The sequence below is a fragment of the Blautia schinkii genome, assembly GCF_013304825.1.
Taxonomy (GTDB): domain Bacteria; phylum Bacillota; class Clostridia; order Lachnospirales; family Lachnospiraceae; genus Blautia_A; species Blautia_A schinkii_B.
The window spans coordinates 84,057-100,032 of the sequence record NZ_JAAWUO010000010.1 but is presented as its reverse complement, the minus strand read 5'-3'; the positions used below and the strand labels follow the sequence as shown (position 1 = coordinate 100,032).

Annotated in this window: 15 protein-coding genes and 1 pseudogene; all 16 read left to right on the top strand. The window is 42.1% G+C overall.

The genetic code is table 11. The features are described from left to right. The first annotated feature begins 32 nt into the window (after nt 1-32). The 16 genes and pseudogenes from HFM85_RS09240 to atpA all read left to right on the top strand — a co-directional run bounded on the left by HFM85_RS09240 (nt 33) and on the right by atpA (nt 15,969). Nucleotides 33-356: a helix-turn-helix domain-containing protein gene (locus tag HFM85_RS09240; RefSeq protein ID WP_173737937.1), complete on the top strand. Its 324-nt coding sequence runs from the start codon at nt 33-35 to the stop codon at nt 354-356. Between the two features lie 240 nt (nt 357-596). Beyond that, nucleotides 597-3,326, top strand: coding sequence for a fibronectin type III domain-containing protein (locus HFM85_RS09235; RefSeq protein ID WP_173737936.1), 2,730 nt, complete (start codon nt 597-599; stop codon nt 3,324-3,326). Between the two features lie 240 nt (nt 3,327-3,566). Beyond that, nucleotides 3,567-4,235, top strand: coding sequence for a hypothetical protein (locus tag HFM85_RS09230; protein WP_173737935.1), 669 nt, complete (start codon nt 3,567-3,569; stop codon nt 4,233-4,235). 67 nt (nt 4,236-4,302) lie between these two features. Then, entirely contained in the window at nt 4,303-6,363 is a 2,061-nt protein-coding gene (locus tag HFM85_RS09225) for a hypothetical protein (protein WP_173737934.1), read from the top strand. A 78-nt stretch (nt 6,364-6,441) separates the two neighbouring features. Continuing rightward, a pseudogene (locus HFM85_RS09220) lies at nt 6,442-7,629 on the top strand (endonuclease Q family protein); the annotation flags it as partial. Between the two features lie 19 nt (nt 7,630-7,648). Further along, entirely contained in the window at nt 7,649-8,116 is a 468-nt protein-coding gene (locus HFM85_RS09215) for a metallophosphoesterase family protein (protein WP_173737933.1), read from the top strand. 271 nt (nt 8,117-8,387) lie between these two features. Beyond that, the gene (locus tag HFM85_RS09210; protein ID WP_173737932.1) at nt 8,388-8,750 is read left to right on the top strand and encodes a CidA/LrgA family protein; all 363 of its coding nucleotides are present in this window, start codon (nt 8,388-8,390) and stop codon (nt 8,748-8,750) included. Next, nucleotides 8,747-9,439, top strand: a complete 693-nt coding sequence (locus tag HFM85_RS09205) for an LrgB family protein (protein WP_173737931.1) — start codon at nt 8,747-8,749, stop codon at nt 9,437-9,439. Before HFM85_RS09210 ends, HFM85_RS09205 begins: the two co-directional genes overlap by 4 nt. 338 nt (nt 9,440-9,777) lie before the next feature. Beyond that, nucleotides 9,778-10,032, top strand: a complete 255-nt coding sequence (locus HFM85_RS09200; RefSeq protein WP_173737930.1) for a hypothetical protein — start codon at nt 9,778-9,780, stop codon at nt 10,030-10,032. Between the two features lie 16 nt (nt 10,033-10,048). Continuing rightward, nucleotides 10,049-11,035, top strand: coding sequence for a helix-turn-helix transcriptional regulator (locus HFM85_RS09195; RefSeq protein ID WP_173737929.1), 987 nt, complete (start codon nt 10,049-10,051; stop codon nt 11,033-11,035). 264 nt (nt 11,036-11,299) lie between these two features. Further along, nucleotides 11,300-12,304: a biotin--[acetyl-CoA-carboxylase] ligase gene (locus HFM85_RS09190; protein WP_330594821.1), complete on the top strand. Its 1,005-nt coding sequence runs from the start codon at nt 11,300-11,302 to the stop codon at nt 12,302-12,304. 181 nt (nt 12,305-12,485) lie between these two features. Next, a complete protein-coding gene (locus HFM85_RS09185) occupies nt 12,486-13,151 on the top strand; it encodes a F0F1 ATP synthase subunit A (RefSeq protein WP_179976586.1) in 666 nt (221 codons plus the stop codon). Between the two features lie 48 nt (nt 13,152-13,199). Then, nucleotides 13,200-13,418, top strand: a complete 219-nt coding sequence (gene atpE, locus HFM85_RS09180; RefSeq protein ID WP_021652814.1) for an ATP synthase F0 subunit C — start codon at nt 13,200-13,202, stop codon at nt 13,416-13,418. A gap of 50 nt (nt 13,419-13,468) precedes the next feature. After that, entirely contained in the window at nt 13,469-13,969 is a 501-nt protein-coding gene (gene atpF / locus HFM85_RS09175) for a F0F1 ATP synthase subunit B (protein WP_173737928.1), read from the top strand. Continuing rightward, complete coding sequence (gene atpH, locus HFM85_RS09170; RefSeq protein ID WP_173737927.1) at nt 13,950-14,453, top strand: ATP synthase F1 subunit delta; 504 nt, start codon at nt 13,950-13,952, stop codon at nt 14,451-14,453. The genes atpF and atpH overlap by 20 nt, the downstream gene beginning before the upstream one ends. Nucleotides 14,454-14,460: 7 nt before the next feature. Beyond that, the gene (gene atpA / locus HFM85_RS09165) at nt 14,461-15,969 is read left to right on the top strand and encodes a F0F1 ATP synthase subunit alpha (protein WP_173737926.1); all 1,509 of its coding nucleotides are present in this window, start codon (nt 14,461-14,463) and stop codon (nt 15,967-15,969) included. The last annotated feature ends 7 nt before the right edge of the window (nt 15,970-15,976 follow it).

Below are 15,976 nucleotides of genomic sequence, written 5' to 3'. Positions count from 1 at the left end.
GTATCCTGTTGAAAAAAGGAGATGGATTACGAATGAAAGACGGATTATTAGGTGATACGATCCGCAGAGCACGAATGGATAACAAGATGACTCAGGAACAGCTTGCAGAAGCGATCAACATCAGCCCTACACATATGAAACACATCGAAAGCGAACACAGAAAGCCATCCGTAGAAGTACTCTTTTTACTGGCAGATGTCCTGAACTTTTCCATGGATGCCATGCTCATGGAGAAACAATCCGATGAACATGCGAAACGCGTAAACGAGATGAATCTTATGATGAACAAATGCACAGACGTGGAACTGGATGTATTTCTGGCTGCGCTGCGTGAGATGATGAAGCATAAGCGTTAGAGTCAGGAAGCAATAAAGGCTAAAAATGAGAAAAGCCACGACAATCTCTGAGTATTGAGACGGTCGTGGCTTTTTGTGCCTGCTTTGTTACTGTTTACTCTGTTCTTCGTAACTTGCTTCGCGGAATATTACCAGTGAACGGTAACAAAATGTCAGGAGAAATATAGATACATACTGATTATAGTTGTGAAAACAAAAAGAAAATAGTAAAATTATAGAAAAATTACAGGAGGTATTCGGATGAAGAAGAAAACAATAGCAGTATTTATGACTATTTTATTGAGTTGTCAGCCTGCTTCGGCTTATGCAGCAGAAATAGCATATGATTTTTGTGATTCACCGGAAAGCACAGTGACAGATGATGTGAATATCTGGTCAGATGGTGATGAAGAGGAGCTGTTTTCCGAAGGAGATGTGGTTGATGTGCCGCAGGCCAAGGCGTCCGGAAACTGTGGAACAGGTGTGAACTGGAATCTGGATACAGACGGAACGCTTACGATCAGCGGTTCCGGACAGATGGAAGATGGGTTTGGAGAATCTTTTCTTCCAAGTTATTATCAAAATGCAGTAAAAAAAGTAATCATACAAAATGGAATTACGAGAATCGGAGGGGCTGCATTTTTTGGACTTACGAATCTGAAGGAAGTAACGATTCCTGAAAGTGTTACAAGCATTGGATATCAGGCTTTTTCAGGATGTGGAATGTCAACTATTTTGATTCCGGCATCTGTTACAACTATTGAGGAAGGTGCGATTAACAGCAACTCATTGACAGCAATAGCTGTAAGTGACAAAAACAAAAATTTCACTTCAGTAGACGGAGTGCTTTTCAGTAAAGATAAAACAGAATTAGTAGCATATCCCGGTGGAAAATCAGCAGCAAGCTATGCAATACCAGAAGGAACAAAAAAGATTGGGATTATGGCATTTTTTGAATTAAATTATCCGAAGTCCATTATAGTTCCTGCAAGTGTAGAATATATAGGCGAGCAGGGATTCGGGTACATGGGGAAAAAGCTGGAAAGCATATATTTTAAAGGAAATGCGCCTGTGTTTGACAATAATTCTTACAGCGATGTGTTCAGTTATACTACAACAACTGCGTATTATCCCGAGAATAACAGTACCTGGACAGCCAGTTCCTTTATAGGAAGCAATGTAACATGGAAAACCTGGAAAGTGTCGGGAAATCCGATACCGAAACCAACAGAAAAACCGGATATATTAGATTTGACAAATGAAACATTATCCAGCTGTTCAGGATCTAAAGTTGGTCATATGTGGGAACTGGAATCCGGAACAACGAAATATTATAAATGCCGATTCTGCAATACAGAAAAAAGTCTGATGAATGCAGCTGGTGATGTAAGGGCTATGGGAATCTGCGGTGAGCATTGCTATTGGTCAGTAGATCAGAAGGGCGTATTAAGAATCTGGGGATCAGGAGATATGTTTATCTATGGAACGCCCAACAGTTCAAAAAGTTACAGCAAGGGAGAGATGGGGCTGGGAATTGCTCCGTGGATGAAATACTGGACTAAAGAAATAAATTCTATAAAAGTAGAAAGCGGGGTTACAGGTATTTCAGATGGAGCATTTGCCTGCGTGGATCTGGATAGCAGCACTCCTTTTTCCTATGAAAAAAAATTTACAGATATTTCATTTACAGACACAATTGAGAAAATTGGATATAAGGTATTTTGGGGTGTATGTTATGATAATCTGACCATTCCTAAAAGTGTGAAAGCATGGACAGAAGATGTCCTGAGTGCATCAAATATAGATACAGTTACCTTTGCGGAGGGAATTCGCGAGATACATAAAATCGGTTCAAATAATGTGAGAAAATTTGTTTTGCCATCAAGTGTTACTTCTCTTGAAGATAAAGCTTTTATGGGCAGTGGTTCATTGGAAGAGATTAATCTGCCATATGGCATTACAGAGATACCGCAGCTGGCTTTTTCCGGCTGTAAAAAATTAAAAAGTATTACAATTCCGTCCAGTGTAACGAAAATTGGCCAGGAGGCTTTTGGAAACTGTGATACTTTAACTACAGTTACTATTCCATCAGGGGTTACAGCCTTAGCATTTCGGACATTCTTTCAGTGCAAAAACCTGGAAAGTGTTACTATTCCGGAAAGTGTAACTGTACTGAATTATTTCAATGTTTTATGTGATAAACTGAAAGATATTTACTATCAGGGAAGCGAAGCTTCATGGAAAAAAGTTACGATTTATGGGACAGAATACTTAGATAAGGTAAAAGTTCATTATGCAAAACCAACGGCGACACCAACAGCAACGCCGAAGCCAACAGCAACGCCGAAGCCAACAGCAACGCCAAAGCCGACGGTGACACCAACAGCTACACCAAGGCCAACAGCGACACCGAAACCAACGGCGACACCGACACCGCAGCCAACAGTAACAGCTACACCAAAACCAACCGCAACACCAGCCCTTCCAACAGGCAAATTCACCGTTAAACTTTCGGCAGCTACAGTAGCCTATAACGGTAAAACACAGACTCCATCCATTACAGTAACCTACAAGGGCAAGAAGCTTTCCGGCAAATACTATACAGTGAAATGTACCAATAATAAAAATATAGGTACAGCATCAGTTACTGTAACCGGAAAGGGAAATTACAAGAAGTGCTCCGGAAAAGCAACCTTCAAAATTGTGTTAAAGAAAAGTACTTTATCCAGCTTGAAAACAGGTAAAAAGTCAGCAACACTCAGCTGGAAAACAATAACAGGAAGTACCGGCTATCAGATCCAGTACAGCACAAGTAAAAACTTTTCCAAAGCTAAAACTGTAAAAATAGCAGGTGCAGGAAAACGTTCCACAACGATCAAAAAACTGACATCAAAGAAAACATATTATGTGAGAATCCGGGCATATAAGATTGTAAATAAAAAAACAGTATATGGCGCATGGTCAGTCAGTAAGAAAGTTGTTGTAAAATAGAAAAAAAGTAAACAGACGAGAAAAAGCAGAAGCAGAAGCTTTTCCCAGACGGGGAATCAGCTCCTGCTTTTTGCTATGCTTTCTGTAAAGGACTTCAGAAGGAATTTGTCTGATTACAATGTGGCAGATGATTTCATGACAGACAGTATAAGAATGAATTGTTATTTGCGAAAAAAACAGCTATACTAAAAACGTAACTTCTCAATAAATTTCAGAAAACATGGAAGGAGAAAATAATTTATGAGAAAAAGAAAAAATGTGTTTATTACTGTTTTGGCTGTCATTATGGCTGTATTTGCCATGTCTGTAAGTGTCTGTGCGGCACAGAAGAATCCGCTCAGTCAGATGCCGAAAAAGACCAGCACTGTATTCAGATCAGCGGCGACAGGAATGGGATGTGATTTTTTCACACCGGAGTATACAACAAAGGTGAAAATAACCGCGAAGAGCTATAACACAAAAGTAGTAACAGTAAAGACTTATGCATTTACCAGAAACGGTAAAAGCTTTGCAGGATATGAGACAACACCGAAAGGACCGGGAAGTACCCAAATTAAAGTTACAGTTAAAATCGGATCAAAATCATATACAAGAACATGCCGCTATACAGTCTATAAATGGGAAAATCCATTAAAGACATTAAAAATCGGTTCTAAAGCTTATACTGCCAAACTGAACAGATCAGGAACTGCTGTACTGCCGAAAAACTCACTTAATGGAAAATTTACATATAAACTAAATCCGAATTATAAACTGGAATCCATTTACTGCTATAACAAAAAAGGTGTAGTTACAAACATAAAAAACGGAAAAAATCTTCCGAAAGGTACCAACAGAATAATGATGCGAATGAAATCCAGAAAGAATAATAATTTTTACAATGTGCTTGTTTATGTAGCACAGCCATAATATCGGCCTGAACTGAACGTAAAAAATAACCTGGCAATACGCCGGAGATGGAAGGAAAAGAATAAAAATGAAGAAAAAATTTATAGCTATCGTTCTGACAGCAATGCTCGGTGCAGAACCATGCAGCATGGTTTATGCAGAAGAAATTTTTGCAGATAAATCCGTGGAAAATGATAATACAGCAGAAGTGAAAGTAACAGAAGAAACGGAGACAGAACAACCGGAGGCAGAGCAGGAAGAAACAACAGAAGAAAACGAAAGCGATGTGCAGGCGAATGAAACAGATGCTTCAGATGCAGATGAGATCGAAATGCAGGAGTCTGAAATAGCACCAGAAGAATTATCCGAAGAGCTGTCAGAAGGTGATGTTTTCAGTGCAGGAGATTCGGAGGCAGAGATAGAAGAAGTCAGTATTGTATCTGAGCCGAACAAGAAAGAATATGACTATGGAACTGTTAAATCTGCCAGTGACTTTGACCTGACAGGTCTTGTAATCAGAATATCCTACAGTGATGGAAAAGAGGAAACACTGAGCTTCACCAGAGATAAAGAAGAAAAAAGCGATTCCAGAGGAAATACATTTTATCCGCTGATCTATTTTGATGAAGAGGATGGGGGAAATGACGGAGATCTGGGAGAGTATGATTTTGTTATCGTAAGTGAAGAAGAGGGGGAAGTTGCATCTTCTGAGCTCAGTATAGTTCTTTCTGCTGCTACCCCTCATCTGGAAAATAAAGGAAAGGGTGTTTATTCCAGAACAGTTGGAGCAGAAACATATACTAAATTTATTCCGGAAGCAGACGGGGAATATATTGTAAGAAGAACTTTTACAGAAGATTCACAAAAATCCACTTTAAAAGAAGAGATTTATGATTCTGAATTTAACAGAATAGATGTAGTAAACTATGATACAGGCAGTGTAAAACTGAAAAAAGGAAATGTATATTACATAAAACCATTCAGACTTAAAAATACAGTTACAGCAGAATATGTATGGCCCATAAAATCAGTGGCACTGCAGGGAAAATTCAAAACAGCGGTTTTTTATACACCGGTGAATTTCTGGAGCAGTGGAAAGAATAAATATACGCTTGAAAAAGCACCGTGGCACGGACAGAAACTGAAGATCACATATACCAATGGTGAAACAGAAAGCGTTGATATCTATAAATCAAATCATTACGGACAGTATATCAATGCGTATATTAATTATTCCGGCAGCAAAAAATCCCCGGAAGCAGGAACTTATGATGTACATTTCAGGCTGGGTGAATCTGGTGCAGAAGCTGTATTGAAAAAAGGCATTCAGGTAAAAAATCTGTCACAGATGCCGGCAATCGTCGGTAAAGGAACGAAAGTAATGCCAGTTACAGGCTCCATTGTATACAGCTGCCTGAAAACTACAAGTGCCGGCAAATATACTATTAAATGCAAGGATTGGGACAGCTATTCATATCTTACAGTTTCACAGCTGAAGAACGGAGAGCTGAAACAGATCCTTTCAGTTGAAAACGGAAAAAGCTGTACTCTGAAAGCAAACAGTGTTTACTATATCGGGCTGAATATCCACAGTGGTGTGATGAGTCTTGATAATATGACATTTTCGGTATCACAGGGAACTGCTAAAACGCAGATAAGCAAAACAAAGATAACAGTTGGAACATTATCCTATACAGGAACTAATGTAAAACCGGCGGTAACAGTTAAAAATGGAAAGAAAACATTACGTCAGGGTGCTGATTATACAATTTCATACAACAAAGCTTCAAAAATCGGAACAGCAGTGAAAGTCACGATCACCGGAAAAGGCAGCTATACCGGCAAGATAGCTAAAACAGTTTACATTGTCCCGGCAAGATCGACGGTATCTTCTGCAATCGGTGGAAAGAAAAGACTTACGGTTTCTTTCAAAAAAGCGACAGGAGCAAGTGGCTATCAGATCGCATATTCAACCAGTCAGAACAGAGGTTATAAATATACATATCTGAACAGCAAAATCTTCAGAAAAACAATAACCGGTCTCAGCAGTGGAAAAAAATATTATGTCAAAGTAAGGGCATATAAAACTGTCAATGGCAAAAAATATTATGGAAATTACAGTGCGGTAAAATCTGTGAAAGTGAAATGATATAGTATATTTGACAAAAAACAGGGAGGAAAAGCTTTGAAGCAGATCGCAGATTTACACATACATTCCAGATATTCCATGGCAACAAGCAAAGACGGGACACCTGAGATGCTGGATCTCTGGGCACGGAAAAAGGGGATTACGGTTCTTGGAACAGGAGATATGACACATCCTGTATGGCGGCAGGAACTGAAGGAGAAGCTGGTTTCGGCCGAACAGGGATTGTTCCGCCTGAAGGACGAGTTTGTTTTGCCGGAGGCGGCACGTTATCCCGGAATTGCGCCAAGATTTGTGCTGTCGGGTGAGATCAGTTCTATCTATAAAAAAGGCGGAAAAACCCGGAAGGTGCACAGCCTGATCCTGCTTCCCGGATTTAAAGAGGCAGATGCTTTTGCCGCGAGGCTGGAAAAAATCGGAAATATCCATTCTGACGGAAGGCCCATTCTGGGCTTTCCCTGCCATGATCTTCTGGAAATGATGCTGGAAGTCAGCGAGGAGGGGATGTATATTCCTGCGCATATCTGGACACCGCATTTTTCACTGTTTGGAGCGAAGTCAGGATTTGATACCATAGAGGAGTGTTTTGAAGAACTGACACCTTATATTCATGCACTGGAAACGGGGTTGTCCTCAGATCCCGCGATGAACTGGCAGATTTCTGCACTGGACGGATATCAGCTGGTGTCCCATTCGGATGCACATTCGCCATCCAGACTTGGAAGGGAAGCGAATCTTATGGATATAGAGCTTTCCTATCAGGGACTTTGGAATGCGGTGCAGAAAGGTGAGGGGCTTGAGGGAACGATCGAGTTTTTTCCGGAGGAAGGAAAATATCATTTCGACGGACACCGGAAATGCGGCGTATGTTTAAGTCCGAAAGAAGCAGAGAAATATCAAGGAATCTGTCCTGTGTGTGGAAAGAAACTGACCATGGGTGTGGATCACAGGATTCTGCAGTTATCCGACCGTGATGAGGGTGCTTTTGCCATGCCGGAAAGTGGCCGTCCGTATGAAAGCCTGGTTCCTTTGCCGGAAGTGATATCAGCCTGTGTGGGATTTTCCACAGCAAGCAAAAAAGTTCAGAGACAGTATGAGATGCTTCTCGAAAATCTGGGTGCGGAATTCCGGATTTTGAGAGAAATTCCGTTGGAAGATATCAGGCTTACAGGCGGTGATGTTCTGGCAGAGGGAATCCGGCGGCTGAGAAAGGGAGAAGTTATACGGAAGCCGGGATTTGACGGGGAATACGGAAAAATAGAGCTGTTTTAAAGGAACGGGAAAAAATATGAAAGAAAAAATCGGCATCATATCAGACACTCACGGCCTTCTGCGGCCTGAGGTGCTGGAAATTTTAAAAGACTGCAAATATATTCTTCATGCAGGAGATGTAAATAAAGATGAGATCCTGGATGTACTGCGCAATATGGGGAATCTTTATGTTGTCAGAGGAAACAATGACAAGGACTGGGCGGAAAATCTCCGTATCAGTTTAAGCTTTACCATTGGCGGTGTGAAATTTTTTATGGTTCATAATAAAAAAGATGTAGCCTGGGAGCTTGGAGATACTCAGGTGGTGATTTTCGGACATACACATAAATATTTTGAGAAGATAATAGATGACCGTCTGTGGCTGAATCCGGGCAGCTGCGGACGAAGCCGTTTCGGAGGGGAAGTCACAATGGCTGTGATGACCGTGGAGGACGGACACTATCAGATGGAAAAGATTATTTTGGCGGAAAATTCCAGGAAATGATCAGAACCCTGTTTATGGATCCTTTTGTGCAGATATGTTTCTGTAGATTACTGGAACACGCTGATGTATAAAAGGTTTTTTTGTATTTTATGGGATACAATCCTTGTAATTTAGGATTTGTAGCGTATAATTAGAAAACGTTTAAACCCAAAGTGGTCTTACCACTTTTGAGAAATTTGTCTGAGCGCAGACTGTGAGGTGACTGCGTTCATGAGTATGCAGTAAAGCAAAATGTGAATATGCGCTTTACATGAATCAGGAGGGACGCAACATGAAGTACGTGCAGCAGTTCAGCATCATCCTGCTGATTTCCGTCATTGGAGAATTACTGAAAACCTTTCTTCCACTTCCGGTACCGGCCAGTGTTTATGGACTGATCATTATGCTGGTGGCACTGCTTACAGGCATTCTGAAGCTGGATCAGGTGAAAGGTGCGGCAGATTTTCTGGTTGAGATCATGCCGGTAATGTTTGTACCGGCAGGTGCGGGGCTGATTACAGCCTGGAGCACTCTGAAACCGATCTGTGTACCGGTTCTTATCATGACGTTTATCAGCACGGTGATCGTAATGGTCGTAACAGGAAAAGTAACGCAGGGAGTGATCCGAATGGGAAAGAGAGGAACTGAAAAATGATGGAATTTATAAAAAACTCCGCATTTTTCGGAGCGATGATAAGCCTGATCGCTTACGAGATTGGTCTTATCCTGAAAAAGAAATTCAAAATGGCGATTTTTAATCCTCTTTTAATTTCGATCATCTGTGTTATCGGAGTGCTTGTGATTTTTCATATTGATTACAATGATTATAATGAAGGCGGCAAATATATCAGCTATCTGCTGACACCGGCAACGGTATGTCTGGCAGTGCCTCTTTATGAGCAGATTCATCTGCTGAAAAAAAATCTCAAGGCAGTTGCAGCCGGGATCATCTCAGGAACGCTGGCGGGACTTTGCAGCGTCCTGCTTATGTCAAAGCTGTTCGGATTCAATCATCAGGAATATGTTACCATGCTTCCGAAATCCATCACAACAGCCATTGGAATGGGCGTTTCCGAGGAACTTGGCGGTATCGTGACTATCACAGTTGCCGTGATCATCATCACAGGAGTCCTGGGAAATATGATCGCAGAGGTTGTTTATAAAATCGCAAAGATCGAGGAGCCGATCGCAAGGGGTCTTGGACTTGGAACATCTGCCCATGCCATCGGAACTGCCAAAGCCATGGAGCTTGGTCCTGTAGAAGGAGCCATGAGCAGTCTTGCTATTGCAGTTGCCGGTCTTCTTACCGTTGTAGGTGCATCGGTGTTTGCCGGAATGATGTGAGCACAGATCATGAAAGGATTGTGTTCATGAGTATGTAGCAGTAAGAAGTGTGAATTTTTGTTTTATATGTTAAATCCATAGAAAAAAATATGTGAAAGGTCTGTCGTCTGTGGCAGGCTTTTTTCTTTTTGACCAAATAAATCGCGAAGGAGGTTTTTGCCGCCTGACTGAAAAACGAACATATTTTTGTGCAAAATAAACAAATGTTCGGAAAAACAATATTCGTACCGTTTTATTGTACTGAGCATGCGCTATAATACCAATATACAGAAAATATGTTCGGAAAATATGTTCGAAAAAAATCACGAGCCGGACATATAACAGGGAGGAAGGATCTTATGTGGAATACAGAGAATAGCAGGAAGATAGCACTGGCAGAGGGAAGATATGTGGAGACAGGTGACAGTCATTACAGGAAGAAGAAACTTTCTTCCGGAATGGCTATGATACTGGGAGCACTTCTCACAATAGAGATCATGATTGGAGGGGCAATGCTTTTTAATTTTGATTTCCGGGGAGCTGATATCGTTGCCGTTGTACTTGCATTCATGGTATTATATTTTGCAGTAGTAGCTTCGCTGACAGATAAGTAGAACAGGAGGAATGCAGATGCCCAGGGTTTTTAACCAGAAAATAAAAATTTTATATCTGATGCGTGTTTTTCTGGAGAGAACCGATGAAGAACATCCTATGTCTGTGAAGGATTTGATCATTTATCTGAACAGTCTGGGAATCAGTGCAGAGCGTAAGACTATATATGATGATATTGAGACATTGCGGAATTTCGGCATGGATATCCTGAACCGGAGGGAGAAGCCGGCCGGCTTTTATCTGGCCAGCAGGGAATTTGAGCTTCCGGAACTGAAGCTTCTGGTAGATGCCGTGCAGTCCTCGCGATTTATTACCAGTGGTAAATCACGTCAGCTGATCGGGAAGCTGGAGAGTCTTGCCAGCGTGTATGAGGCCAGACAGCTTCGAAGACAGGTCTTTGTGGAGAACAGGGTCAAGACCATGAATGAGAGCGTGTATTATAATATTGATGAGATCCACAGGGCACTTACCGATAACAGGCAGATATCTTTTCAGTACTGTGAATGGACAGTGGAGAAAGAACTGCGGCTTAAGAAGAACGGTGATCGGTATTGTGTCAGTCCGTGGGGACTTGTCTGGCAGAATGAGAATTATTATCTTGTAGCTTATGATGAGAAATGCGAAACAGTGAAGCATTACCGTGTAGACAAGATCCTGCAGATCCGAATTGAGGAGGCTTCACGTAATGGTCGGGATATTTTTGAGAATTATGATGTAGGAGAACTGACATCCAGAACCTTCGGGATGTTTGGCGGCAGAGAGGAAACCATATGTCTTGAAGCACACAACCGTCTGGTGGGAGTTGTGCTGGACCGTTTCGGAAGAGACATTATGATACAGAGGAAGGATCATGAACATTTCAAAACGCTGGTTCGTGTAAACGTCAGTAGTCAGTTTTTCGGCTGGATAGCCAGTCTTGGACCGGATGCAGTGATCGCGTCACCGGATCGTGTGCGCGATGAGTACCGGGAATTTCTTGAGAAAAGTCTTTCTAATTACAAATGATAAATAATATTTACTTGATGAGGAATCTGCATATTATAGTGATTCAGGAAATTTTACCCTGAATCAGCAGATTTTCATAGAAATTATCTCTAAAAAAAGATATTAAAACAGACAAAAATGAGAAAAATCATATAATAACCGTATTTGAAATACAAAATTAATATGGAGAGCATGTCTAAAAAAGATAATAGACATTGCGATGTTTAAGTGCTATAATGCTTTCGTCTCTTAGAAGGGAATAAATTTTGCCATTTCAGGCAGATTATGGACGGTGAAGATATGACTGTAAAAGCAAGAATGCTGAAGCTTCTGGAGCAGCACGAGAATGAACTGATATCCGGAGAAGCGGCAGCAGCAGAACTGAACTGCACAAGAGCGGCCATCTGGAAAGCTGTGAAATCCCTTCGGGAAGAGGGATACACCATAGAAGCAGGACCAAACAAAGGCTATGTGCTTTGCGGCGGCAGCCGGTTATCTGAAGAAGGGATCCGGCTTTATCTCAATCATCCAGATGCTTCTGTAAAGATATACAGGGAACTGGATTCTACGAACAGAGCAGCCAAGGAGGCTGCATTTTCAGGAGAAGCAGGGCATGGCGCACTGATACTGGCGCGTCAGCAGAAAAATGGAAGAGGCCGGAGAGGCCGGAGTTTTTATTCCCCTGAAAATGCAGGACTGTATATGAGTATCGTTCTAAGACCGGAGCGAACGCTGAAGGAAGGACTCCTGATCACTACAGCAGCGGCAACTGCAGTTTACCGGGCTGTGAAGAAGATCTGTGGAATCGACCTCGGGATTAAATGGGTTAATGACCTGTATCTTCATGATAAGAAGGTGTGTGGGATACTGACAGAGGCTGTTACAGACTTTGAGAGTGGAAACATTGAGTTTGCTGTTGTGGGGATCGGCCTGAATCTGTATATACCGGAAGACGGTTTTCCGGAAGAGATACAGGGAACAGCAGGAGCATTGTTTGGAGGCAGGAAGGAAGCAGAACATATAAACTGCAGTCTTCTTGTTGCAGAAATTGTCAACCAGCTTCTTATGGAAGCAGAAACTCCGGAACTTTCCAGAGAATATACAGAAAATAATATCATTCCTGGAAATATGATCGTGATCACTGACGGAACGCGTACACGGGAAGCTTATGCAAAGACGATTGCTTCTGATGGAAGGCTGCTCGTTAGAGAACAGGATGGTTCAGAAACCCTGCTTTCTTATGGAGAAGTATCTGTGCGCAGGAAACCGGAAGAAGATCAGTCAAATTAATTGTTTATTTTGTATAAAAAAAAGATTCTTTTTTGTACAAAACAGGCAAAAATAATATTGACATTCTGGAAATGCGGAGTAAAATAAAGTCAACTACAAGGCGTGGTCATACCAATTATAAAAAGATGCGATCAGCGCCAAGAGAAAAGGAGGGAGAAAAACGGGAGATTTATCAAGTACACTGGCAGAAGAGCTGAACAGTAAGACAGCCTTTACCATTCCTGTGTTTGGTGGAATACCGATTGCAGAATGTGTAGTAGTCACATGGGTCATTATGGCGGTTCTTGTGATCCTGTCTCTGATTCTGGTTCGGAATCTCAGTGTGGAAAATCCGGGTAAGAAGCAGTTACTTCTTGAGTCCGGAGTAAGTTTTCTTCAGGATTTCTTTATGGGAATTCTTGGAGAAGAAGGCAAACAGTATGTGCCTTATTTGATGTCAACCGTAATTTTCATCGGAATAGCCAATATCGCAGGCGTGTTTGGATTTACACCACCTACCAAGGATATGAATGTGACCATTGCGCTGGCGCTTATGAGCATTATTCTGATCGAGTATGCAGGCTTTCATAAGAAAGGCCTGAAGGGCTTCTTGAAAAGCTTTGCGGAGCCGGTTCCGATCATGCTTCCAATCAACATCCTGGAAATCGCGATCAGACCTACATCTCTCTGCATGCGGTTGTTTGGTAATGTTCTGGGAAGCTTCGTAGTTATGAAGCTGCTGGAGTTTGTTTGTCCGGCTATTCTTCCCATACCATTCAGTCTGTATTTTGATTTCTTCGACGGATTCATACAGGCGTATGTATTTGTATTCTTAACATCCTTGTTCATCAAGGAAGCAATTGAGTAATCAGGCATTAAAAATGAAAAAAATTGTATTTTACAGGAGGAAAAAACTATGTTAATCGCAATTGGTGCAGCTATCGCAGTTCTTACAGGTATCGGAGCAGGTATTGGTATCGGTCTTGCAACATCTAAGGCAGTAGAAGCTATCGCAAGACAGCCGGAGGCAGAGAGCAAGATCAGTAAAGCACTTCTTCTTGGATGTGCTCTTGCAGAGGCAACAGCTATTTACGGTTTCGTAATCGGTCTTCTGATCATTATCATGCTTGGCTAATAGGTAAAGACGAGATACTAATTCAGGATTAAGAGAGGCAGGTGGACCAGGTGATTAAAATTGATATCAACCTTGTCTTTACTATTATAAACCTGATCGTTCTTTATCTTTTAATGAAAAAGTTCCTGTTCGGCCCAATCATCGGTGTCATGGAGAAGAGAAAAGCCATGATCGATGAGCAGTTTGCTTCAGCAGAAAAAACAACAACTGAAGCAAACCAGCTGAAAGGACAGTATGAGGATGCACTGAAATCTGCGAAGGAAGAATCCTTCAACATTGTAGAGCAGGCTAAGGACGAGGCAAAAGTACAGGCAGACAGCATCGTGAAGAGAGCTAATGATCAGGCTGGCGAGATTCTTGAGAAAGCAAGAAGAGACATCAGTACTGAGCAGGAAGCTGCTATGAAAGCGATGGAAGGCAAGGTAGCTGAGCTGGCTATGGATGCAGCATCCAGAATCATGGGAAAAAAGAACGACGAAGCACAGGATATGTCCCTATATGACCAGTTTTTAGAAGGAGCAGGTGATCCTCATGACAGAGACGTCCATTAATTATGCAAAAGCATTATACGGTCTTTCTGTCCCTGAGGAGGCAATCTGTGAAACCGAAAAGATTTTTGAGAATACCCCTGAAATAGGAAAAATGCTTGAAAATCCCCTGGTTTCTCTCAAAGAAAAAGAACAGGTAATAGAGCGGGTTTTCCCGCAGGAAATGAAGAATTTTCTTAAAGTAACCTGCAAGTATCAGAAGATAGACAGCATTCAGGAGATCATCGAGGCTTATGATGCTTACAGCCGGGAACAGAAAGGAATTCTCAAGGCAGAGCTTCTTTATGTGACATGTCCTACCGAAGCGCAGGAAGATAAGATGAAGGAGTTTCTCCGTAACCAGTTTTCTGCCAGCGAAGTAGAGCTTACCCTTACAGAGGACAAGAATCTCGTAGGCGGATTTGTTCTGCGGGCAGGAGATCGTGAGTACGACTGGAGCCTCATCGGACGTTATAAGAAACTGAAACAGAAATTAACCCGGAGGTGAAATTGAATTGAGTGCAATAAATCCAGATGAAATCATTTCGATTCTCAAGGAAGAAATAAAGAACTATGACGAAATCAGCAAGGACCAGGAAGTAGGCACCGTCATCTCCGTGGGAGATGGTATCGCAACTGTTTATGGCATTGATCATGCCATGTACGGTGAGGTCGTGACCTTCGAGAATGGTCTGAAAGGTATGGTACAGGATGTTCGTGCCAACAGCATGGGATGTATTCTTTTCGGAAAGGATACAGGAATCAAGGAAGGCACCAAGGTTGCCAGAACTGGCAAACAGGCAGGTATTCCGGTAGGTGATAAATTTATCGGAAGAATTGTGAACGCACTTGGTGAGCCTATTGATGGAAAGGGAGAGATCGAGGCGGAGGAATACCGGCCAATCGAGAACCCGGCTCCTGGAATCATTGACCGTAAATCTGTAACTGTACCGATGGAAACAGGAATCCTTTCCATTGATTCCATGTTCCCGATTGGCCGTGGACAGCGAGAGCTGATCATCGGCGACAGACAGACAGGTAAAACTTCTATTGCAACAGATACGATCATCAACCAGAAAGGTAAAGATGTAATCTGTATCTATGTTGCTATCGGACAGAAAGCTTCTACCGTTGCAAAGGTAGTTTCCAATCTTGAAAAATATGGTGCAATGGAGTATACAACAGTATTCTCTGCAACAGCCAGTGACTGTGCACCTCTTCAGTACATCGCTCCTTATGCAGGTACTGCTCTTGCAGAGTATTTCATGTATCAGGGTAAAGACGTACTGATCGTATATGATGATCTTTCCAAGCATGCAGTGGCATATCGTGCATTGTCACTTCTGCTTGAGCGTTCTCCGGGACGTGAGGCATATCCTGGTGACGTATTCTACCTCCATTCCAGACTTCTGGAGCGTTCCAGTCGTCTGAGTGAAGCGGCAGGCGGTGGATCCATCACGGCACTTCCGATCATCGAGACACAGGCTGGTGATGTATCTGCATACATTCCTACTAACGTAATTTCCATCACAGACGGTCAGATTTTCCTGGAGAGTGATCTGTTCTTCTCAGGTATGCGTCCGGCAGTTAATGTTGGTCTTTCCGTATCCCGTGTTGGTGGTGCCGCACAGACCAAGGCTATGAAGAAAGCTTCCGGTAGTGTACGTATCGATCTGGCACAGTACAGAGAGATGGAAGTGTTCACTCAGTTCAGTTCTGATCTGGATGAGGCCACAACTGCACAGCTGAAATACGGAAGTTGTCTGATGGAGCTTCTGAAACAGCCACTTTGCAGTCCGTTAAGTCTTCATCAGCAGGTAATTACTCTCTGTGTTGCGACTCACAAGCTGATGGTAGATGTAGAAAAGAAAGAGATCAAGAAATATCAGAAAGATCTTCTGGAGTACTTTGATAATGTATATCCTGAGATCGGCAAAGAGATCGAGACTACAAAGCAGCTCTCTGATGAGCTTGTAGAGAAAATCGTAAAGGCGGCAGAAGAATTCAGAGATAAGAGCAGGTAGGTGTTGA